General features: G+C 69.7%; 18 protein-coding genes. 7 read left to right on the forward strand and 11 right to left on the reverse strand.

All coding sequences use genetic code 11. The annotated features are described in order from the left end of the window. Positions 1 to 363 (reverse strand): YdeI/OmpD-associated family protein, encoded by a 363-nt coding sequence (locus tag B0293_RS17215; protein ID WP_005164027.1) that lies wholly within the window; start codon positions 361 to 363, stop codon positions 1 to 3. A gap of 89 nt (positions 364 to 452) precedes the next feature. On the opposite strand from B0293_RS17215, the gene B0293_RS17220 reads away from it, so the two are divergent. After that, entirely contained in the window at positions 453 to 812 is a 360-nt protein-coding gene (locus tag B0293_RS17220; RefSeq protein WP_005164026.1) for an arsenate reductase family protein, read from the forward strand. 175 nt (positions 813 to 987) lie between these two features. Here B0293_RS17220 and B0293_RS17225 read toward each other — a convergent pair whose 3' ends face one another. Beyond that, entirely contained in the window at positions 988 to 2,175 is a 1,188-nt protein-coding gene (locus B0293_RS17225) for an MFS transporter (RefSeq protein ID WP_245192046.1), read from the reverse strand. Positions 2,176 to 2,250: 75 nt separating this feature from the next. Here B0293_RS17225 and B0293_RS17230 point away from each other — a divergent pair, with 75 nt between their 5' ends. Continuing rightward, positions 2,251 to 2,793, forward strand: coding sequence for an ArsR/SmtB family transcription factor (locus B0293_RS17230; protein ID WP_039919224.1), 543 nt, complete (start codon positions 2,251 to 2,253; stop codon positions 2,791 to 2,793). A 3-nt stretch (positions 2,794 to 2,796) separates the two neighbouring features. Here the strand turns inward: B0293_RS17230 and B0293_RS17235 are convergent, their stop codons facing one another. Both B0293_RS17235 and B0293_RS17240 read right to left on the reverse strand, forming a co-directional pair. After that, complete coding sequence (locus B0293_RS17235; RefSeq protein WP_005164023.1) at positions 2,797 to 5,844, reverse strand: AfsR/SARP family transcriptional regulator; 3,048 nt, start codon at positions 5,842 to 5,844, stop codon at positions 2,797 to 2,799. Between the two features lie 212 nt (positions 5,845 to 6,056). Next, positions 6,057 to 7,214: an epoxide hydrolase family protein gene (locus tag B0293_RS17240; RefSeq protein ID WP_039919223.1), complete on the reverse strand. Its 1,158-nt coding sequence runs from the start codon at positions 7,212 to 7,214 to the stop codon at positions 6,057 to 6,059. 61 nt (positions 7,215 to 7,275) lie between these two features. Between B0293_RS17240 and B0293_RS17245 the strand changes: the two genes are divergently transcribed. Further along, entirely contained in the window at positions 7,276 to 8,235 is a 960-nt protein-coding gene (locus B0293_RS17245) for a helix-turn-helix transcriptional regulator (RefSeq protein WP_005164021.1), read from the forward strand. A gap of 17 nt (positions 8,236 to 8,252) precedes the next feature. On the opposite strand, the gene B0293_RS17250 is transcribed toward B0293_RS17245, so the two are convergent. Beyond that, positions 8,253 to 9,914, reverse strand: a complete 1,662-nt coding sequence (locus tag B0293_RS17250; RefSeq protein WP_005164020.1) for a sulfatase-like hydrolase/transferase — start codon at positions 9,912 to 9,914, stop codon at positions 8,253 to 8,255. Between the two features lie 84 nt (positions 9,915 to 9,998). Here B0293_RS17250 and B0293_RS17255 point away from each other — a divergent pair, with 84 nt between their 5' ends. The 3 genes from B0293_RS17255 to htpG are packed head-to-tail and all read left to right on the forward strand — an operon-like array spanning position 9,999 to position 14,149. Beyond that, positions 9,999 to 10,616 (forward strand): hypothetical protein, encoded by a 618-nt coding sequence (locus tag B0293_RS17255; RefSeq protein ID WP_005164019.1) that lies wholly within the window; start codon positions 9,999 to 10,001, stop codon positions 10,614 to 10,616. 51 nt (positions 10,617 to 10,667) lie between these two features. Further along, a complete protein-coding gene (locus B0293_RS17260; RefSeq protein WP_005164018.1) occupies positions 10,668 to 12,254 on the forward strand; it encodes an alkaline phosphatase D family protein in 1,587 nt (528 codons plus the stop codon). 29 nt (positions 12,255 to 12,283) lie between these two features. Then, positions 12,284 to 14,149 carry a molecular chaperone HtpG gene (gene htpG, locus B0293_RS17265; RefSeq protein WP_005164017.1) on the forward strand — a complete coding sequence of 622 codons (1,866 nt, stop codon included), beginning with the start codon at positions 12,284 to 12,286 and terminating at the stop codon, positions 14,147 to 14,149. Positions 14,150 to 14,239: 90 nt separating this feature from the next. Here htpG and B0293_RS17270 read toward each other — a convergent pair whose 3' ends face one another. From B0293_RS17270 to B0293_RS17280, 3 genes are read right to left on the reverse strand one after another with little or no spacing between them, the layout of a single operon-like run. Beyond that, positions 14,240 to 16,255, reverse strand: coding sequence for an iron ABC transporter permease (locus B0293_RS17270; protein WP_005164016.1), 2,016 nt, complete (start codon positions 16,253 to 16,255; stop codon positions 14,240 to 14,242). Next, positions 16,255 to 17,232: an ABC transporter substrate-binding protein gene (locus B0293_RS17275; protein ID WP_005164015.1), complete on the reverse strand. Its 978-nt coding sequence runs from the start codon at positions 17,230 to 17,232 to the stop codon at positions 16,255 to 16,257. Before B0293_RS17275 ends, B0293_RS17270 begins: the two co-directional genes overlap by 1 nt. Before the next feature lie 19 nt (positions 17,233 to 17,251). After that, positions 17,252 to 18,067 carry an ABC transporter ATP-binding protein gene (locus B0293_RS17280; protein ID WP_005164013.1) on the reverse strand — a complete coding sequence of 272 codons (816 nt, stop codon included), beginning with the start codon at positions 18,065 to 18,067 and terminating at the stop codon, positions 17,252 to 17,254. A 147-nt stretch (positions 18,068 to 18,214) separates the two neighbouring features. Here B0293_RS17280 and B0293_RS17285 point away from each other — a divergent pair, with 147 nt between their 5' ends. Further along, positions 18,215 to 19,381, forward strand: a complete 1,167-nt coding sequence (locus B0293_RS17285) for a PucR family transcriptional regulator (RefSeq protein ID WP_005164011.1) — start codon at positions 18,215 to 18,217, stop codon at positions 19,379 to 19,381. Between the two features lie 2 nt (positions 19,382 to 19,383). On the opposite strand, the gene B0293_RS17290 is transcribed toward B0293_RS17285, so the two are convergent. The 3 genes from B0293_RS17290 to B0293_RS17300 are packed head-to-tail and all read right to left on the reverse strand — an operon-like array spanning position 19,384 to position 21,904. Further along, positions 19,384 to 20,253, reverse strand: coding sequence for a metal ABC transporter permease (locus tag B0293_RS17290; protein ID WP_005164009.1), 870 nt, complete (start codon positions 20,251 to 20,253; stop codon positions 19,384 to 19,386). After that, the gene (locus B0293_RS17295) at positions 20,250 to 20,993 is read right to left on the reverse strand and encodes a metal ABC transporter ATP-binding protein (RefSeq protein WP_005164007.1); all 744 of its coding nucleotides are present in this window, start codon (positions 20,991 to 20,993) and stop codon (positions 20,250 to 20,252) included. Before B0293_RS17295 ends, B0293_RS17290 begins: the two co-directional genes overlap by 4 nt. Further along, a complete protein-coding gene (locus tag B0293_RS17300) occupies positions 20,990 to 21,904 on the reverse strand; it encodes a metal ABC transporter substrate-binding protein (RefSeq protein ID WP_005164006.1) in 915 nt (304 codons plus the stop codon). Before B0293_RS17300 ends, B0293_RS17295 begins: the two co-directional genes overlap by 4 nt. Positions 21,905 to 21,945: the final 41 nt, after the last annotated feature.

Genomic DNA, 21,945 nt, shown 5'->3' on the forward strand with positions numbered 1-21,945 from the left:
TCACCCGGCCGGGTCCCATCGCCCCTCCTCCTTGGCCAGGTCGATCGCCGCCTGACCGCGTTCGGTCATCAGCCCCTCGGCGGTCAGACGGAGAGCCCGCTCGCGGTTGAGCCTGCTCCACGAACTCCGGGGACGGCGCGGGGTGAACCGCAGGCGGGAGCTGGTGGCGTCGTTCTTGCGGTGCAGCCCGTCGATCCAGCCGAAGCAAAGAGCCTGTTCCATCGCCTCGTGGATGCGCACGCTGGGGATTCCGCTGTTCTTGTGCCGGATGACCAGCCAGACCTCCTTCGCGGAGCCTGCGTGCTCGGCCAGCCAGGCACGCCACTCGGCGGGAGTGGTGGCGGTGAAGGTGGGTTCGTCCATGACCGGGTTCCTTCCGTCGTAACGTCTGTGACCATCATCGGAAGCGAAGTGCTCACCGACTGAGCACTTTTCGAAGGAGGTGGCCACAGATGGAGATCTGGGTGAACCCGGCGTGCGCGAAATGCCGGTCCGCGGTGTCGATGCTGGACGAGGCGGGGGCCGAGTACACCGTGCGGAAGTACCTCGAAGAGCCGCCGACCGCGAAGGAACTGAAGGCCGTCCTCAAGCGGCTCGGGCTCGAACCGTGGGACATCACCCGCACCGCCGAGCCGATCGCGAAGGAACTCGAACTGAAGACCTGGGGGCGCACGCCTGCCGACCGCGACCGGTGGATCGAGGCCCTGGCGACGCATCCGAAGCTGATCCAGCGGCCGATCATCACCGCCGACGACGGCACGACCGTCGTGGCGCGGACCCCGGAAGCCGTGCAGTCGGTGCTGCCTGATTGAGGGCGGCGGAGAGCGTCGCGGGTCGTGAGTGGCGGAGTCCCGGAAGCGTTGCGAAAGCCACTTTCGCAACCTTCAACGTTGCGAAAGTGGCTTTCGCAACACCCGAGGTCGGCGTGCGGGCGAGCGACCGAACAGGCCACCTTTGCCTTGCCCCCAATAGAACCCGAATCGCCACTCACGACGCCCACTCGCGAGGCGTGAGCAGCACCAGCGCCAGGATCACCGCCGCGGCTCCCGCGAACACCGGCCGCAGCCCGACGACCTCCGCGAGGAGTCCTGCCGCCATCGCGCCCAATGGTCTGGTGCCCCAGGCGACGAGCCGGTGGCCGCTGGTGGCCCGGCCGAGCAGATGGTCCGGGATGATCCGCTGGCGCAGTGACACGACGATGACGTTCCACACCACGATCCCGGCGCCGCCGAGGAAGAACACGGCGCCGATCACGTACGGATCCGTGGTCACCGCGGGGATTCCGGCGAGCGCGGCGCCGGTGAACAGGCTGAGGACCAAGGCCCGGGTGCGGCCGAGCGCGAGTTCGATCCGTTCTGCCGCGAACGACGCCGCGAAACTGCCGAGGGCGATGGTGGACAGCAGGAAGCCGTAGGTCTGTTCCGTCAATCCCATGGCCGACGACGGGCCCACCGCGTAGAGCACGAAGATCGTGATCACGGCGCTCGTGGCGAAGTTGAACCCGCCGACCATGATCGCCAGAATCCGGAGAATCCTGTTCTCCCAGAGGAAACGCAGCCCTTCGACGAGATCTTCGCGCACACTCGTGGTGCGCGTTCGCCCGGCGCGGAACGAGCCTGGGACGAAGAAGAGCGAGATGACCGCGACGATCCAGAGTGCCGAGGGCGCCGCGAACGCCGCGAAGGCACCCGCGGCGACCAGGAAGCCGCCCAGTGGCGGTCCGGCGAATTCGTTGGCGGTGAGTTCGGCGGCGTAGAGGCGGCTGTTGGCCCGCGTCAGCCGATCGCGGCCGACGATCTGGGGAAGGATCGCCTGCGCGGCCGTGTCGTGGATAGTTTCGGCGATCCCGAGCCCCAGCGCGACCACGTAGAGCAGCCAGATCGATCCGAAGCCCAATGCGATCGACACCGCGAGAGCGCCGAGCAGGGCCGCGCGGAACACATTGGCCGTGAGCATCGCGCGACGGCGGTCGACGCGGTCGGCGAGCACCCCGGCGTGCAGGGCGAACAGCAGCCACGGCAGCGACGACACGAACGCCAGTCCCGCGATGAGCGCCGGTGACCGGGTGAACTGGATCGCCACCAGGCCGAGCGCGACCTTGACGATCCCGTCGGCCAGATTCGACAGGCTCGACGAGCTCCACAGCCGCCAGTAGGCGGTCCCCAGCGAGGTCACCAATCGAGAATCGCACATCGATTGAGAAAACTCCATCGATGTCGAGTTTCTCCATCAGTCGGCTACGCTGCGGTGATGGACGAACAGGTCGCCGCCAGGGTCGCGGACCGGCGGCGTGAGGCGACGGCGCGCGAGGCCAAGGCACTCGGGCACCCCTTGAGGCTGCGCATCCTCCGGCTCTGCGGGCAGCAGGAGCTGACCAACAAGGAACTGGCCGACAGGCTCGACAAGGATCCCGGCACCGTGCTCTACCACGTGCGACAGCTGGCCGAAGCCGGTCTTCTGGAGCCGGCGCCGGTGCGGACCGGGGCGAGCGGCGCGCTCGAGAAGCCCTACCGCAGCGTCGGCAAGTCCTGGTGGCTGAACGGACCGCTCAACGACGAGGACGAGGACACCCGGTTCGGCCCGATCGAGGCGTTCCAGGACGAACTCCGCGAAGCGGGCCCGGGTTCGGTGCGGGTGGTCGAGCGATTCGCGCTGCACCTCTCACCGGAGGAGCTCACCGAACTCGACAACCGCATCCTCGACATCCTCGACGAGTACGTGGCCACCGACCACCAACGGCTCGACCGGCCGCTGCTGAACGGGATCTTCCTGCTGCACCGCCTGGCCGAGTGAGCCTCACGCCCGGCGGCTCAGGGCCCGCGCCCGTTCTTCGGGCAGTCGCCGTCCCCGTTTCGACGCGAGCCGCACCGCCTGGTCGGCCAGTTCCCGCGCCGCCTCCGGCTCGCCGAGGTCCAGCCGGGCGTGGGCGATTTCGGTGAGGGCGTCCGCCTCCAGCAGGAGCTGACCGTTCTCGCGGAGCGTGGCCAACGCCTTTTCGGCGTACTCCAGCGCTTTCGCGGCGTCGCCGAGATGCCGGTGCGCGAACGCGAGGCCGATCCGGGCGGAGCCCTGGCCGTAGCCGAGACCGATCTCCGTGAACACCCGCAACGCCTCGTGCAGGCCCGCGACCGCCTCCGTGTGCTCGCCGCGCCGGTTCCGCACCGTCGCGATGATCTCCCCGGCCGCCGCCTCGCCGCGCCGGTCGCCGATCTGCACGGAGCGGGCGTGGCATTCGGTCGCCAGCGTCATCGCGAGGTCGAGGCGGCCCGCGTCGCAGTGGGTTTCGGCGAGGCAGTTCAGGGTCGCGGTCTCCCCGTAGCCGAGTCCGGCCTCGCGGGTGTAGGCGAGCACTTGCTCGTGGTCCGCGATCGCCTCGTCGAACCTGCCCAACGCCCACAGTGCGATCCCGCGTCCGTTGAGCGCGTGGAAGGCGGCCTCGCGCTGACCGGTTTCCCTGGCCAGCCGCAGTGACCGGTCGTGCCAGCCGACCGCCGTCCTCGGCCTGCCGGAGAAGGTGTGGATGACGCCGATGCAGTTCAGCGCGAGCGTTTCCGCCCCGGTGTTGCCCGCCCGGCGGCTGACCGCCAGCGCCTGGCCGTGGAAGTGCAGTGCCTGCCTGGCCTTGCCCTGCTGACTGGACGCGCGGCCGAGGTTGCGCAGCGCGTCGGTCTCCGCGTCGAGGTCCTTCAGCTCCCGCGCGGCGGCGAGCGCCTGCTGGAAGTGCTCGATCGCCGGGCCGTAGTCGCTGAGGTTGTGCGACATCTGCCCGAGGACGTCGAGCAGGGACAGCCGCGCCCGCAGGTTGCCCGTCTCGGTCGCCGAGCGCAGCGCGGCCGTGCAGGTCGCGACCGCCTCACGGGCGTGCCCGCTCGCCTGGAGGTAGCCGCGCAGGACGTCGATCAGCCGCCACGCGGCGGGCTGGAACGCGGGATCCGTGGTGGCGCAGGCGATCGTGTCGACCAGGTTGTCCCGTTCGGTGTCCAGCCAGCGCAGCGCGGTGTGTTCGTCGAAGACCGGCGACGCGGCACCGGCGTACAGCACGCGGGTGGCCGCGGCCGCGGTGTCCACATAGGACTCGATCAGCCGGGACAACGCCGTCAGCGCGGCGTCCTGCGGGTCTTCGGCGTGCCCGCGTTCGGCGGCGTACTCCCGGATGAGGTCGTGGAACTGGTAGCGGCCGGGCGCGGTCCGCTGCAACAGGTTCGCCGCGGCCAGCCGGTCGAGCGCGCGGCCGGTCTCCGTTCGCGAGGCCCCGGCGACCGCGGCCGCCGCGGGCGCGCCGAAGTCCGGACCCGGCGCGCGGCCGAGCATCCGGAACAACAGCCGGTCCGGTTCGGTCAGCCGGAGATAGGACTGGTCGAAGGCGACCCGCACGGCCGACGACGAGTCGCCGTCGATGGCCAGTTCCTCCAGCCGCCCCGACCGGGTCAGCTCGGCGGCGTACTCCGCGATGCCGCGGCCGGTGTCGGCGGCGAGGTTCGCCCCGGCGATCCGCAGCGCCAGCGGCAGATGCGCGCAGGCGGCGGCGAGGGCGCCGACCGCTTCGGGTTCGGCGGCCGTGCGCGCGGGCCCGAGCAGTTCGGTGAGCACCGCGCGCGATTCGTCCTCGGCGAGCACGCCGAGCGGCAGGTGCACGGCGCCCGGATTGACCGCGAGCCCGCGCAGGTCGTTGCGGCTGGTGATCAGCACGGCGCAGCCGGGCCGCCCCGGCAGCAGCGGCCGGACCTGGTCGACGTGCACGGCGTTGTCCAGCAGCAACAACATCTTCTTGTCCGCCAGCACACTGCGGAACAGGGCCGCCTGGTCGGCGGGTTCGGCCGGGATCCGGTCCCGGTGCACGCCGAGCGCGCCGAGGAACCGGGTCAGCGCGGCAGACGGGTCGAGTGGCGGACCGGCTGCGTAGCCCTGGAGGTTCACATACAGCTGGCCGTCCGGGAAGTACGGCCGGAACCGGTGCGCGGCGTGCACCGCGAACGCGGTCTTCCCGACCCCGGGCGGCCCCGAGATCACGACGTTGCGCCCGGTCGCGGTCAGCCGCAATCCGGCGAGTTCGGCGATCGGATCCGCGCGGCCGACGAACCGGTGGACGTCGGGCGGCAGCTGGTTGATCGTCTCCCTCGGGGGATCGGTGCCCTCGTCGAGGATCGCGGCGTGGACGCGCCGCAGCCGCGGGCCGGGTTCGATCCCCAGTTCGTCGGCGAACATCCGGCGCATCGAGCGGTAGGTCTCCAGCGCGTCGGCGCGGCGGCCGGACCGGTCGAGCGCGGTGATGAGCTGCGCCCAGAACGTCTCCTGCCACGGATGTTCCTTGGTGAGCGTGATCAGCTCGGCGACCAGTTCGCGGTGCCCGCCCGCTTCGAGCCCGGCCTCGATCCAGCGCTCCAGCGTGCGGAGGCGGTCCTCGTCGAGCTGCGCGGCTTCGTCCCGATGGAGGGATTCCGACGGGACGTCGCAGAGGGCCGGGCCTCGCCAGCACTCCAGCGCTTCGGCCAGCAGCGCGAGCTCCTTGGCGGAATCGCCCGCTTTGCCCGCCTCCCGGCCCGCGTCGGCCAGCCGCCGGTAGCGGAGCAGGTCCAGCTGCCCGGGCTCCAGGCTGATCCGGTAGCCGTCCGGACGGGTCTCGATCAGCCCGTCGCCCAGCATCTTGCGCAGCCGCAGCGCGTAGACCTGCGTGCTCTTGCGGGCCGTGGACGGCCGGTCCTCGCCCCAGAGCCGGTCCGCGAGCCGGTCCAGCGAGACCGTCGAGCCCGCCCGCACCAGCAACGCCGCGAGCAGGACCCGCAGTTTGGGCCCGGCGATCGCCACCGGCTTCCCGTCACGGGTCACCTCGAGCGGGCCCAGCACACCGAAACCGAAGCAGGAAATACGCCTTCACCTCCCGGAGCATCAGATTACTGCTGTTGCCCGGTTGAAACCGGCACCTGCCACGATCACCCCCGCGAGGCCTTCCCGGAGGCCTCCGTCAGGACGAGCCCGAGTATCTGGGGGTTACGCGGGCATCGTCGGCTCGTGAGTGGTGAGGACGGTGCCCCCCGTCCTCACCACTCACTGCCTTGTCAGGCCAGCTTGCGGAAGAAGTCCCGGAGATCACCCAGCAGCAGGTCCGGCGCGTCCTGCGTCGCCCAGTGGCTGCCGCGATCGAATTCCTGCCACGACACGATGTTCGTGTGGTCCCGCTCCGCGAACCGGCGCAGCGGACGGAAGTCGTAGGCGAAGCTCGCCAGCCCGGTCGGCGCCGTCGTCGGCTCGGCCGGGTGCTCGGTGTGCTTGTCCTCGTAGTAGAACCGCGCCGCCGACGCCGCCGTGTTCGTCAGCCAGTACAGCGTGGCGTTCGTGAGCACGTGGTCGTCGCTCGTGCCCGACAGCAGTTGCGCGCTCCACGCCAGCTGCCCGGTCGGCGAGTCGGCCAGTGCGTGCGCGAGGTTCTGCGGCGCGCTCTCCTGGAGCTTCGCGTAGCCGGACATGTCGTCGTTGAAGGTCTGGAGGAACTGCATGTACTCCAGCTCCTGCTCGGTCATGCCCTCGAACTCCGCCGGGTCGCCGCTGGGGAACGAGAACAGCTGCGTGACGTGCACGCCGATGACGTGCTCGGCGTCGGCGCGGCCCATTTCGGGAGCGACGAACGAGCCGGCGTCGTTCCCGTGCGTGCCGTAACGCTCGTAGCCCAGCCGCCGCATCAGCTCGGCCCACGCCTTCGCGGTGCGGTACCGGTTCCAGCCCTTCTCGCGGGTGGCGCCGGAGAAACCGAATCCGGGCAGCGACGGGATCACCACGTGGAACGCGTCGGCCGCGTCGCCTCCGTGGGAACGTGGGTCGGTCAGCTGGTCGATGAGGTCGAGGTACTCGAAGACCGAGTTCGGCCAGCCGTGCGTGAGGATCAACGGCGTCGCGTCCGGCTCCGGCGAGCGGACGTGCAGGAAGTGGACGTTCTGCCCGTCGATCTCGGTGGTGAACTGCGGGTACTGGTTGAGCTTCGCCTCCCACTCCCGCCAGTCGTAGCCGTCGCGCCAGTAGGCGACCAGGCGCTGCACGTAGTCCAAGGGCACGCCGTACTCCCAGCCCGGCGTGACCGGTCCACGCTGCACACCGTCGGTCACCTGGTCGGCGGGCAGTTCGTTCGCCCAGCGGACCTTGGCGAGCCGGTCGGCCAGATCGTCCAATTCGGACTGCGGGACGTCGGAGCGGAAGGGTCTGATCTCTGTGTTCTCGTTCATGAGACAAAGGTAAGCTTTCATTAGGAACATGTCGTTCCTAATGGGAAGGCACTCTCGAAAAATGTTGGAAACTTCGGCAAGACTGCTCCGGCTGCTCTCCCTTTTGCAGACTCCCCGTGACTGGACCGGCACTGAACTGGCAGAACGCCTCGAAGTGAGCTCCCGGACGATCCGCAACGACGTCGAGCGCCTGCGCGCGCTCGGGTACCCGGTGAACGCGACCCGCGGGTCCATCGGCGGCTACCGCCTCGGCGCGGGCGCCGATCTGCCACCGTTGCTTTTGGACGACGAGGAGGCCGTCGCCGTCGCGATAGGACTCCGCACCGCCGCCGGCGGCACCATCGCGGGTGTCGAGGAGACATCGCTGCGCGCGCTCGCGAAACTGGAGCAGGTGCTGCCGTCGCGGCTGAGGCGCCGCGTCAACGCGTTGCAGGCGTACACGGTTTCCGTGCCGAGGGACGAACCCGGTCCGCGCGTCGGCGCGAAGACGCTCACCGTGCTGACCGCCTGCTGCCGGGATCACGAGGTGCTGCGGTTCGGCTACCGGAGCCACGACGGTTCGGAGAGCGTCCGCAAGGTCGAGCCGTACCGCCTGGTCAACTGGGGACGCCGCTGGTACCTGGTCGCGTGGGACCTCGACCGCGCCGACTGGCGCACCTACCGCGTCGACAGGCTGAACCCGCGCGTCCCGATCGGCCCCCGGTTCACCCCGCGTGACCTGCCCGAGGACGTCACGGACCGGGTGCGGCGCGGGGTGTCGTCCGCGGCCTGGCGGTACCGGGCCGACGTCGTCGTGCACGCGCCCGCCGAGGAGGTGTCCGCGCGGATCAACCCCGCCGTCGGCACCGTGGAGGCCGTCGACGAGAGCACCTGCGTGCTGCACACCGGCGCCGACAGTATCGAGACACTGGCCGTCCACTTGGGACTCCTCAACCGTCCCTTCCGGGTCACCGAACCCCCGCAATTGGTCGACTACTTGCGGGAGCTGGCCGACCGGTACCGCGACGCGACCCGCATTTAGTCCTCTGAATGCGGGGGTCAGTGCGCGAAGGTGGTCAGGAACCGGTCCCGGAACGTGTCCATCCGCGACACGGGCGCGTTCCGGTCCGGATGCAGGCCGTCCTGCCAGTTCCAGCCGGCGATCTTGTCGAGCACCGCCTTGTCCCGCGTGACGACGCTGATCGGCACGTCGCGGTCCGCGCCCGCGCCCGCGACGATCGGGTTCGGCTGGTGGTCACCCAGGAACACGAGCACGAGGTCGTCGTCCCCGTACGTCTCCACGTACGAGATGAGCGAGTTCAGCGAATAGGCGATCGAGTCGCCGTACGCGGCGCGCACCTTGGCGGGATCGGTGAAGACCTCGTCGGGCGTCTTCCCTTGCGAGGGCATGGGGTTGTAGACCGAACCGTCGCCGACGGCGGTCCAGTCGACCATGCGGGGGAGCGGCGTCCACGGCCAGTGACTGGTGACGAGGTCGATCTCCGCCATCAGCGGCGGGCGGTCCGGCTTCCCGCGTTCGGCGCGCTGGAAGGCCGAAAGCGTGAACTGGTCCGGCATCGTGGCGTAGGAGAACGGCGGGCCGTGGTATCCGATGGTGCGTGAGTCGTAGTAGCGGTCGTAGCCGTAGACCTTCCCCTCCGGCCAGTCCTCGGTATGCGCGGGCACGACGCCGACGGTCTCCCAGCCCGCGCGTTTGAACGCGCCGCCGAGGGTGAACCGGTCGGTCTTCACGAAGTCGTCGTAGCGGTGCTGACTGTCGACCCAGACCCCGGACTGGAGCGTGGAATGCGCCAGCCAGCTTCCCGCGCTCGTCGTCGGCGACGTCAGGAACGCGCTGCGCGAGCCGTATCCGGCGCTCTTCAGTCGCGCGGTCCCGGCGTCGAGGACCGCGTCGACCTTGGGCGCGATGTCGGAGTCCTGGACGGCCACCCGTCCGTAGCTCTCGATGAAGGTGAACAGGACGTCCTTGCCGCGCAACGCGTTCAGCAGACCGGACGCCGGAGCGTCGCGGTAGGCGTCGGTGGCGACCTCCGCGGCGAAGGCGTCCCGGTCGCGGATCCCGGCCCGGACCTGACGAAGGTCCTCGTAGGCGAAGGCGGCCGCGCTGCGCGACGCGAACGGCTGCCCCGGGGCGAGCTGCGCGCCGGACACCGCGCACACGATCCAGACCACACTGAGCACGGCGGTCACCCTGGTCGACGCGGTGCGCCGCCCCGCCACCACCCGGCTCAGCCGCAGCGTCGCCAGCGCCATCGCCACGATCACGACGACGGCCAGCAGCGTCAGCCCGAGGAAGGACGCGATCGCCCCCGCCCGGCCGATCGACGTGCCGAGCAGGTCGACGCCGTTGCCGAGCACACCCCAGTCGAAAACCGGGTCGAACCGCCGGTTCAGCGCCAGCCCGAAGCCGATGTCGATGGCCTTGACGACGGTCAGGAGCCCGAGGACCGCGCCGGCGGACACCGCCACGATCCGCTGGGCCCCGTCGCGCAGCAGGAGCACGACAGCCACTCCGAGCAGCGCCTCCACCGGCAACCGCACGAACGCTTCGGCGGTGAGCTTGTCGAGGTCGTCCGGCGCGAGCAGGGCGAACAGCACGAGGACGGCGGACAGCGTGGTCACCGCGCTGGACGCGATTTCGCGGGCGGCCGTCTTCTCGCCCGGCAGGCCCACCAGGGCGGGACGCGTGAAAACCGACAACGCGGGAACCTTTCCGGGAGACTGCCTTCACCGGGTTACACGGATCGCGGGCCCAGGCGGTTCAACGGCCGGTAATCTGCGCCGGTGAGCGAAGAGATCTGGGCGGCCCTCGGCGCGACGACCCTCGACGAAGTGCGGCGACGCGCCGCGATCATCGACGCGGTCACCGAGATCGAGCCGGTCGAGGTGGACGGCGCGGTGCGGTACGCCTGGAACGACGGCGGCGGGCAGTCGGCCGTCTGGTACTTCACGCCGGACAAGCACGCACTGCTGCTGACCTTCGACCACGAGTCGGCCTTGAACCTGTTCGCCGAGGGGACCTACCCGGAGCAGGAGGCGCTCTACGGCGGCGTCCCCGAGCACCTCGTCCGGCTGGTGCGCGATCGCCCGGAGAATTACGAGTCCCTGAACATCGTCGACCAGGACACGGGAGCCACGATCCTCTACGCCGGCGGCGTGTTCTGGTTCGACGGCGAGCGGTGGGCGCAGGCCGAAGGTTTCGTCGACCACTGCCGCCGGGAGGGCTTCGACGCGTTCGGCGAGTCGGGGTTCACCTACTGCCTCGGTGACTACCGGTTCGGCGAGGAGTTCACCCCGGAGCTGATCGTCGAAGGCCGCGCCGAAGACGGGTACTACGAGGACGACGCCGAACGAGAGAAGGACCTGGCCGGGATCCGGGAGATCTTCGCGCGGCTGGGCTGAGCGGTCCCGCTCAGCGCACGATCTTGGCGCGGTTGTGGCACCGTTTCGGGTATGAGCCTGCGCCTGGGTCCCTTGCTGCGGCACGTCGACGAGACATCGGCGACGGTGTGGGTCGAGACGTGGGCCGCGAGTGAAGTCGAAGTCCTCGGTACGACCGTCTCCACGTTCGAGATCCGCGGCCACCACTACGCGTTGCTGGTGCTGACCGGCCTCGAACCCGGTTCGAGCGTCGAGTACGAAGTGCGTGTGGACGGCGAAAAGGTGTGGCCGCTGGAGGATTCCGCGTTCCCGCCGAGCCGCATCCGGACGCTGCCCGAGGAGGAGTCGCGGGTCCGGCTGGTGTTCGGCTCCTGCCGGAAACCCCAGAACGCCGACGCCCTCGGTCCGGACGCGCTGGCCGCGTACGCTCGCCGGATGGCCGCGGGCGAGGAAACCGAATGGCCGGAGGCGCTGCTGATGCTCGGCGACCAGGTCTACGCCGACGAAACCACGGACGCGACGCAGGAGTGGCTCGCCCGCCGTCGCGACACGTCGGAGCCGCCGGGGACCGAGGTCAAGGACTTCGAGGAGTACACCCACCTCTATTTCGAGGCCTGGGGCGAACCCGCGATCCGCTGGCTGCTGTCCACCGTGCCGACGTCGATGATCTTCGACGACCACGACGTCCGCGACGACTGGAACACCTCGTACACCTGGCAGCGGCAGATGCGCGCGCAGCCGTGGTGGAAGGAGCGCCTGCGCGGCGCGATCATGACGTACTGGGTGTATCAGCACCTCGGGAACCTCGGACCAGCCGAACTCGCCGAGGACGTCACCTTCCAGAAGGCCATCACCTCCGGAGGGGACAACGCGGACCTGCTCGTCGCGTACGCCGACGAGGCCGACAACGAACGCGACGGCACCAAGGGCGCGCGCTGGAGTTACCGCCGCGACTTCGGCGGGGTGCGGCTCCTGGTCATCGACAGCCGGGCGGGCCGGATCCTGGCGGGCGGCACCCGGTCGATGGTCGACGACGACGAGTTCGACTGGATCGAGGAGAACGCCGCCGCCCCGTGCGACCACCTGCTCATCGGGTCCTCGCTGCCGTGGCTGCTGCCGCCGGTCATCTCCCACCTGCAGTCGCTCAACGAACGGTCCTGCGAGCGCCCCGGGTGGCGCGGCCGGCTCGCGGAGAAGATCCGGCAGGCCGCGGACCTCGAACACTGGGCGGCGTTCCGCGCCTCGTTCGACCGGCTCGCCGCGATGATCGCCCGCGAGGGACGCCGGGAAGACCCGCCGGCGACCATCGCGGTGCTCTCCGGCGACGTCCACCACGCCTACATCGCCGAGGCGCGGTACCCGAGACCGGTGACGTCGGCGGTCTACCAGCTCACCTGCTCGCCGGTGCACAACGCGATGCCGCGGCCGCTCCAGCCGGTCTTCGCCGCCACCTGGTCGCCCAGGCTGGCCGCGCTCGCGCGCCGATGGGCGACGCGCGGCGGGGTCGGACCCGATCCGCTCACCTGGTCCAAACTGTCCGGGCCGCATTTCGGCAATGTCATCGCGACGGTCGAGGCGACCGGCCGGGAGTGCGTCACGACGATCGAACAGGCCTCCGGCGACGGGCTGGTCGAAGTGGCCAGGCAGAGGCTGGCTTGAGCGCGTTTCGCGCTCGGTAATATCGGCGCGTGACCACCTCTGCCGAAACACTCGAGTTCCAGTCGGAGGCACGTCAGCTGCTGCAGCTGATGATCCACTCGATCTACTCGAACAAGGACACCTTCCTGCGGGAACTGGTGTCCAACGCCTCCGACGCACTGGACAAACTCCGCCTCGAAGCGTTCCGCGACAAGGAACTCCAGGCGGACACCGACGATCTCCACATCGAGATCGACACCGACCCCGAAAAGCGCACTCTCACCGTGCGGGACAACGGAATCGGGATGAGCCGGGACGACGTCGTCGCGTTGATCGGCACGATCGCGAAATCCGGCACCGCCGAATTCCTGAAGAAGCTGAAGGAAACGAAGGATTCCGCGGCCTCGCAGGACCTGATCGGCCAATTCGGGATCGGTTTCTACGCCAGCTTCATGGTGGCCGACAAGGTCACGCTGCTGACGCGCCGCGCGGGGTCGGACGAGGGCGTCCGATGGGAGTCCGAAGGCGAAGGCACGTACACCATCGAGACGGTCCCGGACCTGCCGCAGGGCACGTCGGTCGTCCTGCACCTCAAGCCCGAGGACGCCGAGGACCAGCTCTTCGACTACACCTCGGCGACCAAGATCAAGCAGATCGTCAAGAAGTACTCGGACTTCATCACCTGGCCGATCCGGATGACCGAGGGCGAGGAGACCACCACGGTCAACTCGATGAAGGCGCTGTGGGCCCGTTCCTCCAGCGACGTCACCGAGGACGAGTACAACGAGTTCTACAAGCACGTCGCGCACGACTGGAACGACCCGCTGGAGACGATCCGGCTCCAGGCCGAGGGTACCTTCGAGTACCAGGCGCTGCTGTTCCTGCCGGGACACGCGCCGCTCGACCTGTTCATGCGGGAGCGCAAACGCGGTGTCCAGCTGTACGTGAAGCGCGTCTTCATCATGGACGACTGCGAAGCGCTGATGCCGGAGTACCTGCGCTTCGTGAAGGGCGTCGTCGACGCGCAGGACCTCTCGCTCAACGTCTCGCGCGAGATCCTCCAGCAGGACCGGCAGATCCAGCTGATCCGCCGTCGCCTGGTGAAGAAGGTCCTCTCGACCGTCAAGACCATGATGGCCGACGAGAACCCGTACAAATACGAGACGTTCTGGAAGGAGTTCGGCCGCGCCGTCAAGGAAGGCCTGCTGGACGACCACGAGAACCGCACCGCCATCCTCGACATCTGCTCGTTCGCTTCGACGAACGATCCGGAGAAGGCGACCTCGCTGCGCGAGTACGTCGAGCGGATGAAGGACGGCCAGGAGCACATCTACTACCTGACCGGCGAGTCGCGGCAGAGCATCGAGAACTCCCCGCATCTGGAAGCCTTCCAGGCCAAGGGTTACGAGGTCCTCGTGCTCACCGACCCGATCGACGAGATGTGGGTCGACGCCGTCGCCGGGTACGAGGAGAAGCAGTTCCAGTCGGTCGCGAAGGGCGAGGTCGAACTCGACTCCGACACCACCGACGAGCAGAAGGAAGAGTTCTCCGGGCTGCTGACCTGGCTGACGACGACGCTGTCGGAGCAGGTCAAGGAGGTCCGGCTCTCGTCGCGGCTGACGACGTCGCCCGCCTGCATCGTCGGCGACACGAACGACGTCACCCCGACGCTGGAGAAGATGTACCGCGCGATGGGCCAGGAGATGCCGCAGATCAAGCGGATCCTGGAACTCAACCCGGGCCACCCGCTGGTCTCCGGGCTGCGGTCGTCGTTCGCCGAGAAGGGGGAGTCCGAGGGCCTCGCGGAGACCGCGGAACTGCTCTACGGCATGGCTCTGCTGGCCGAGGGCGGGGAACTGGGCGACCCCTCGCGCTTCACCAAACTCCTCGCCACGCACCTCCAGAAGACCCTGTAGGGGCGGGGGCTGAAGGGGACTTTCCCCGCATAAGACGCCACGAAGGGGCCCTTCACCGCATCGCATGCGGTGAAGGGCCCCTTCAGCCCTCTACGGCCGGGTCCGCCAGAGGACCAGGATGAAGTAGGGCGTCCCGACCATGGCGATGACCAGGCCCGCCGGGATCTGGGCGGGCGCGATGACCGTCCGCCCCAGGGTGTCCGCGATGCTCACCAGCACCGCCCCGAGCGCCGCGGCCACCGGGATGACCCGGCCGTGCCGTCCGCCGACCAGCGACCGCGCCAGATGCGGCGCGACCAGCCCGACGAACGCGACGACGCCGATCGCGGACACCGCGGCGGCCGCCAGGATCCCGGAAGCCCCCAGCACCACCAGCCTCGACCGCTCGATGCGCATCCCGAGCACCCGCGGTGTGTCCTCGTCGAGGGCGTGCAGGTCCAGTTCGCGGTGCTTGAGCCACAGCACCGGCGTCAGCGCGACGAGCGCCAGCGCCACCGGCGCGACCTGTTCCAGCGTGCGCCCGTAGGTCGACCCGGAAAGCCAGGTCAGCGCCTTCGCCGAGTTCCACGGGTCGGAGACCACGATCAGCAGCGTGATCAGCGCCATCCCGGCCGACCAGACCGCGATGCCGATGATCACCAGCCGGTCCGAATCCAGCCCCGACCGCCACGCCAGCCCGTAGACCAGCAGGAACACGACGGCCGCGCCGAGACCGGCGGCACCCGCGATCGACCACGCGCCGACCGCCGGGACGATGGTGATCAGCGTGATCGCGCCGAGCCCGGCGCCCGCGGTGATGCCGAGCAGACCGGGTTCGGCGAGCGGGTTGCGGCTGACCGACTGGATCCCGCAGCCGGACACCGCCAGCGCGGCACCGGCGAGCAACGCGGCCAGCACGCGCGGAAGTCGTTGGTCCAGCACGAAAGTGAGCGCGGTCCCGGTGTTGCCGGTGACCCAGTTCGCGAGGTCGCCGAGCAGCACCATCCGGTCGCCCAGCATCAGCCCCACCACCGGGACGACCACGAGCAGGACGGCCAGGACGACGGAGATCGTCACGAGCCGCCGGGTCGATCCGGCGACCCCGACGCGTCCCGCCGGGGCCGGACGGCGCGAGCCACTGGCCCGGCCGCGTCGCGCCAGCCACACCATCACGACGGCGCCGACGATCGTCGTCACCACACCGGTCGGCACCCGCACGGCGGCGGCCGACCCCATGATCGCCCGCAGGACGACGTCGGCGCCGAGCACCGTCACGACGCCGACCAGCCCGGACACCGGCAGCAGCGCGCGGTGTTTGGCGATCGGCAGCAGCAGCCGCGTGATCACCGGTGCGCTCAGCCCGACGAAGCCGACCGGTCCGGCGACGGTCACCGCCGCCGCGGTCAGCGCGACGGTCAGCACGATCGCGGTGACCCGCGTCCGGCGGACCCGCAGGCCGAGCACGGTCGCGTTGTCGTCGCCGAGGGCGAGGACGTCGAGTTTGCGGCCCATCGCGATGAGCGCCACCACGGCGATCACCACGATCGGCGTCATCTGCCCGGTCGCGCGCAGATCGGACACGGTGAGCGAACCGCTGCCCCAGGCGAACAGCCCGGACGTCTCCTGCTCGAACATGAGCAGCAGCAGGATGGTCACCGACTGGACCGCCAGCAGCACCGCCGAACCGACGAGCACCAGCCGCGGGCTCGCCGACCCGCCGCCGGCCAGGCCCAGCACGATGACGGCCGCGGCGAGCCCGCCCACGAACGCCGCCCCGCCGACCGGGACGAGCGGCAGCGAGAGACCGAACGCGGAGATGGCCACCACGGCGAAATGCGCGCCCGCGTTGACCGCGAGCGTGTCCGGCGAGGCGAGCGGGTTCCGTGCCACGGACTGCATGCCCGCGCCCGCGACGCCGAGCGCGACCCCGAGCAGCAACGCGGCGAGCAGCCGGGGGACGCGCGAACCCTCCAGTACGGCGAGGGTTTGCGCGTCTCCGTGACCGAAGATCGCCTTCACGACGTCGAGCGGGCCGGACGTCGAAGTGCCCTGGGTCAGGTGGACGCCGGCTAGGACGGCGATCAGCACCACCAGTCCCGCCGACACCGCGATGGTGCGGGCACGCATCAGGTCGTGACTGCCTTCACGATCTGGTCGGCGGTCATGACGACCGACTTCGGGCCGCCGAAGGTCCACGTGCCGGACTCCAGCTTGTGGATCTTCTTCGACACCACGAACGGCAGCCGCTGGTAGACGGCGTTCTGCGCGAGCCCGGTGGTGAAGACGTCCTCTTCGGACGCGCTGTAGAACAGCACGGTCTTCGGGTCGGTGATCGCGGTCAGGCCCTCGACGTCGGTCTGGCCGAGACCCCACTGCGCGTCGACCTGGCCGGTCCAGACGTTCTTGAGGCCGACGGCCTCGGCGGTGTCGGAGACCAGCGAGCCCTTGCCGAACGGACGGATGCTGACGGTGCTGCCTTCGAGATAGCCGTCGGCCATCAGGAACGGGGTGCCCGTGGCGCCCTTGCCCTCGACGGCCTTCTTGCCCTCGGCGAGTTTGGCGTCCATTTCGGACAGTTGCTTGTCCGCCTCGGCCTCCTTGCCGACCGTCTTGGCGATCAGCTTGAAGTCCTCGCGCAGCCGGTCGAAGTTCCGGGCCGCGTCGCTGGACTTGGTGACCACGACCGGCACGTACTTCTCGATCTGCGGCACCAGGGTCGAGTCACGCTCGTCGGCGATGATGACGACGTCGGGGTTCAGCCCGACGATCGCGTCGACGCTGGGCTCGTTGCGCTTGCCGACGTCCTTGACCTCGGCGGTCAGCGGGACGGCCTTGTCCCAGACGTTGTAGCCCGCGACGTCCGCGGCGCCGACCGGCATGACACCGAGCGAAGCGACCATCTCGGCCTCGCCCCACTCGAGCGCGACGACCCGCTTGGCGGGGGCCTTGAGGGTGACGGCCTTGCCGCGCGCGTCGGTCACCGTGACCGGTCCGCTCGCGGCGGCGGACTCGCTCGGCGCGGCGGCGGTGTTCTCGGTGGTGCCGCAGGCGGACAGCAGCAGGGCCGTCGCCGCGACGACGGCGGCGGGGAGGAGCAAACGCATGGTTCTTCCTGGGGTTTTCTCAGGCGGGCCTGGGCGAATGCCGCCCGAGTGGCCTGCAGTGGATCGCGCCCGTCACCGGGTCGTTCGCGACGTGGACGGTGACGCCGTAGGCCTGGGAGAGGTGCTCGGTGGTGAGCACCTGCCCGATGTCACCCGTGGCCACGATGGTTCCCTCGCACAGCAGCACGACCTCGTCGGCGATGATCGCCGCGTGGTCGAGGTCGTGCAGCACCACGCCGACCGCGACGCCTTCGTTGGCCAGGTCGCGGACGACGTCGAGGATCTCGACCTGATAGCGCAGGTCGAGATGATTGGTGGGCTCGTCCAGCAGCAGCACGGAGGTCTGCTGGGCGAGACAGGACGCGAGCCAGACGCGCTGGAGTTCGCCGCCGGACAGTTCGTCGACCCCGCGTTCGGCCATCGGCGTCACGCCGGTCAGCTCCATCGCGCGGCGGATCGCGGCGGCGCCGTCGACGTCGACTCCGCGCCAGCCCGAGCGGTACGGGTACCGGCCGTAGGAGACGACGTCGCGCACGGACACCCCGCTCGGCGTGGGCCGGTGCTGGGTCAGCAGCGTGACCTGGCGGGCGAACTCCTTGCCGGACAACGCGTTCCCGCCCCAGACGGGGCGTTCGCCGAGTTGGACGTTGCCTTCGCGCGGCTTGTGCAGCCGGGCCAGCGACCGCAGCAGCGTCGACTTGCCGGAGCCGTTCGGCCCGACCAGCGCGGTGACCGTGCCGGCGCGCAGCGACAGGGACACGCCGTCCACCACGGCCCGCTCTTGGTGCGCGAGCACCAGGTCATGGCCGGTGAGCAGCGCGTCTTCCGTAGACATGAGGGGAGCCTAACCTAAGGGTGAGCCCAGACCCATGTCGCGAGAGACACAGCGCGCGGGGTGATTGTCCGGTCACCGCGGGCTCGCGATCCAGAAAACGTCCAGTCGCGATTCGTACTCTCATGCCGCGAGAATGCGGGGTACGCGATGGAAGGCCTTTACAAGCTGTTGTGGGATCGGGTGGATTTCAACGGGCGGCGGGCGGTCGACGTCTATCTCGGCGAAATACCCGATTTCCGGGCGGCGGCCAGGATGGCCGGGGTCCGTGCCGCGATGCTGGACTTCGCCGTCCTGCTCCGGCGCCGGGAGGTCGAACTCGCCGCCGAGGGCGCGCCCTTCACCGGTGCGGACCTGGCGATGCTGACCGCTTTCGGCGAACAACGCGGTGGTCAGGGCGTCGCGCCGGCCTCCGGGCGGCGCGTGCTCGACCTGCACGACGTGCTCACCCTGCGGGAGATCCACGAAGCGGCGGGCCTGCACGAGGTCGGCCACGTGACCGAGATGATCGGTTGGCTGCCCGCCAACGGTCTCGCCGGGCAGAACGCCTATCTCCAAGGCTTTTTGACCGGACACCAACGCGGTACGCCGTTCGTCAAACGGGCTCAGGAATTCGCCGCGACCCTGCTCGCCGACAAAGCCGTGATACCCGGACTCCCGGAAAGCCTCGCCCTGGGTTTCGCCGACCGGTACCTGATCACGGTCATCCGGCTTTCCGGCTCCCCCTTGCCCTCGGAGGAGCGGCGCGAGGAGATCATCGGCGCGCTGCTGAAGCGCGAGAGAGTGCCGATGATCTGGCGTGAGCCCGGCGAACTGGTCGTCCTGTTCCCCTGCGAAGACCCCGAGGGGGCACGGGACCGCGGGCTGGTCTTCGCTCGCGACTGCGCTGCGCTGACCGGACGGCCCTGCGCGGCGGGCGCGGCGTCCGGACGCGTCGGCGCGCTGCGGGACACCGCCACGCTGGCCCGGCGGATCAGCCGGGTCGCTCCCGTCGAGGCGAGGCCGAGCCGGTTACCGGTGATGACCGACCTCTTCGTCGAGCTCGGCGTCGCCCGGCTGCCACCCGTCGACGACTGGTTGCGCGGGATCGCGCGGCAGCTGGAGGCCGGCCCCGATCTGGTGGCGACGCTCGACGCCTACTACCGGCACGACATGAACCGGCTGAACACCGCCGGGGAACTGCACATCCACCCGAGGACGCTGGACTACCGGTTCCGCCGGGTCCGCGAACTCGTCGGGCTGGAGCCCGGCTCCTTCCACGGCGTGCGGGTGCTCGGCGCGGTGGTCGCCAGGGTCCTGGCCGGTCGCTGGGCCTAGGGCTACACGGCCCGCGCCATTTCCCGCCGCCGCTTGGCCAGCCGCTTCCCGATGATCCCGTGCCGCGGCCCGAACAGGTACACCATGGTGAACCCGGCGCCCTGCACCAGCACGATCATCCCGCCGGACGCGGTGTTGAAGTGGTAGCTCAGGTACAGCCCGATCACCGCCGCGAGCACCGAGAACGACGGCGCGATCACGAGCATGCGGCCGAACCGGTCGGTCAGCAGGTACGCCGTCGCGCCCGGGATGATCAGCATCGCCACCACCAGGATCACGCCGACCACCTGCAAGGCCACCACCGCGGTCAGCGCGAGCAGCCCGAGCAGCGCGGCGCCGAGCACGCGCGGGTTCAGCCCGATGGCGTGCGCGTGCGTGGGATCGAAGGCGTACAAGGTGAAATCGCGGCGTTTGAGCACCAGCACGGTGAGCGTGATCGCGCCGAGGACACCGATCTGGATCAGATCCGAGGTGTCGACGCCGAGCAGGTTGCCGAAGATGATGTGGTTCAGGTCGGTCTGGCTCGGCGTCACCGAGATCAGCACGAGCCCGAGCGCGAACAGCGTGGTGAACACGATGCCGATCGCGGCGTCCTCCTTGACCCGGCTGGTGTCGCGGACGACGCCGATCAAGGCCACCGCGAGGAAACCGAAGACGACGGCGCCGAGCGCGAAGGGCGCGCCGAGGACGTAAGCGAGCACGACGCCGGGCAGCACCGCGTGCGAGACCGCGTCGCCCATCAGCGACCAGCCGATCAGCACCAGCCAGCACGAGAGGACCGCGCAGACCGCGGACGCGATCACCGTCGAGGCCAGCGCCCGCACCATGAAGTCGTAGCCGAGCGGTTCGAGGAACAGGTCGTAGAGACTCACGCGGGTTCCTCTTCCCGTTGCAGGACATCGAGTCCGAAGGCCAGCGCGAGGTTCTCGGGCCGGAGCACCTCGCCGGGGGAGCCGTGCGCGAGCACCTTGCGCATCAGCAGGATCGCCTCGTCGGCCAGACCGGGCAGCGCGTGCAGGTCGTGCGTGGAGATCAGGACCGCGGCGCCGTCGGCCGCGAGTTCCTTGAGCAGCCGGGTGATCGTGGCCTCGGACCGCTTGTCGACGCCGGCGAACGGCTCGTCCAGCAGCAGGACGCGGGCGCCCTGGGCGATCCCGCGCGCGACGAACGCGCGTTTGCGCTGCCCGCCGGACAGCTGGCCGATCTGCCGTCCGGCCAGTTCGGTCAGCTCGACCCGCTCCAGCGCCTGCTCGACGGCCTCGTGGTCGGCGCGGCGCGGCCGCCGGGTGAAGCCGAGCCGCCCGTAGCGGCCGGTCATCACGACGTCCCGCACCGACAGCGGGAACGACCAGTCAACATCCTCACTCTGTGGCACGTAACCGATCGCGCCGGTCTTGCGGGCCAGTGCGGGCGGGCCGCCGTCGACCGAGACAGTGCCGGTGTCCGGGCGGACCATGCCCATGATCGTCTTGAACAGCGTCGACTTGCCGGAGCCGTTCATCCCGACCAGACCGCAGACGTGACCGTGTTCGAGGGTGACGTCGACGCCGTCGAGCGCGAGGACCTCGCCGTAGTGGACGGTGACGCCTTCGACGCGGATCGCGGCGGTCACGGCTTGGCTCCGGTGAGCGCGGCCACGATCGTCTTCGCGTCGTGGCGGATGAGATCGAGGTACGTCGGCACCGGACCTTCGGGACCGGACAGGGAATCGACGTAGAGGACACCGCCGAACGCGGCACCGGTCGCGGAGACGACCTGGCGCATCGGCGCGTCGGAGACGGTCGACTCGCAGAACACCGCGGGAACCTTGTTCTCCTTGACGAACCCGATCGCGCGGGTGATCTGCTGCGGAGTGGCCTGCTGTTCGGCGTTGACCGCCCAGATGTACCGCTCGGTGAGACCGGTGTCACGCGCGAGGTAGGAGAAAGCCCCTTCACAGGTGACCAGTGCGCGCTCGTTCTTCGGCAGCCCGTTCAGCGCGCCGGTCATCTCGTCCTGGACCGCTTGCAGTTTCGCCTTGTAGGCGTCACCGTTCGCCTTGAACGCGGCGGCGTCACCGGCAGAGAGCTCGCTGAACGCCTTGACCATGTTGTCCACGTAGATCCCGACGTTCTTCGGCGACATCCACGCGTGCGGGTTCGGCTTGCCCTGGTAGGAGTCCTCGCCGATGGCGATGGGCTGGACGCCTTCGCTGACCACCTTGTGCGGCGCGTCGCTCTCCTTGACGAACCGGGCGAACCACGCTTCCAGGTTCAGTCCGTTGTCGAGGATCAGGTCGGCCTTCGCGGCCTTCTTGATGTCGTCCGGAGTGGGCTCGTAACCGTGAATCTCGGCACCGGGCTTGGTGATCGACTCGACCCTGAGCTTGTCGCCCGCGACGTTCGCCGCGACGTCCGCCAAGACCGTGAACGTGGTCAGCACCACGGGCCGCTTGTCGTCCGCGCCGCCGGCGGGACCACCGCACGCGGAAAGGACGAGCGCCGACGCGGCCAGCCCGCAGACGGCCTTGAACAGATTCGCCATCCCGTGAGTCTAGAGTTCGGTGCGCCGAACTTCCAACTCCC

The organism is Amycolatopsis azurea DSM 43854, from assembly GCF_001995215.1.
In the GTDB taxonomy this organism is placed as follows: Bacteria; Actinomycetota; Actinomycetes; order Mycobacteriales; family Pseudonocardiaceae; genus Amycolatopsis; species Amycolatopsis azurea.

Excerpts from the sequence above, each read along its gene's own strand:
- B0293_RS17215 (WP_005164027.1), bottom strand. The coding sequence starts at position 363 with ATGGACGAACCCACCTTCACCGCCACCACTCCCGCCGAGTGGCGTGCC.
- B0293_RS17220 (WP_005164026.1), top strand. The coding sequence starts at position 453 with ATGGAGATCTGGGTGAACCCGGCGTGCGCGAAATGCCGGTCCGCGGTG.
- B0293_RS17230 (WP_039919224.1), top strand. The coding sequence starts at position 2,251 with ATGGACGAACAGGTCGCCGCCAGGGTCGCGGACCGGCGGCGTGAGGCG.
- B0293_RS17240 (WP_039919223.1), bottom strand. The coding sequence starts at position 7,214 with ATGAACGAGAACACAGAGATCAGACCCTTCCGCTCCGACGTCCCGCAG.
- B0293_RS17245 (WP_005164021.1), top strand. The coding sequence starts at position 7,276 with ATGTTGGAAACTTCGGCAAGACTGCTCCGGCTGCTCTCCCTTTTGCAG.
- B0293_RS17260 (WP_005164018.1), top strand. The coding sequence starts at position 10,668 with ATGAGCCTGCGCCTGGGTCCCTTGCTGCGGCACGTCGACGAGACATCG.
- B0293_RS17270 (WP_005164016.1), bottom strand. The coding sequence starts at position 16,255 with ATGCGTGCCCGCACCATCGCGGTGTCGGCGGGACTGGTGGTGCTGATC.
- B0293_RS17275 (WP_005164015.1), bottom strand. The coding sequence starts at position 17,232 with ATGCGTTTGCTCCTCCCCGCCGCCGTCGTCGCGGCGACGGCCCTGCTG.
- B0293_RS17280 (WP_005164013.1), bottom strand. The coding sequence starts at position 18,067 with ATGTCTACGGAAGACGCGCTGCTCACCGGCCATGACCTGGTGCTCGCG.
- B0293_RS17285 (WP_005164011.1), top strand. The coding sequence starts at position 18,215 with ATGGAAGGCCTTTACAAGCTGTTGTGGGATCGGGTGGATTTCAACGGG.
- B0293_RS17300 (WP_005164006.1), bottom strand. The coding sequence starts at position 21,904 with ATGGCGAATCTGTTCAAGGCCGTCTGCGGGCTGGCCGCGTCGGCGCTC.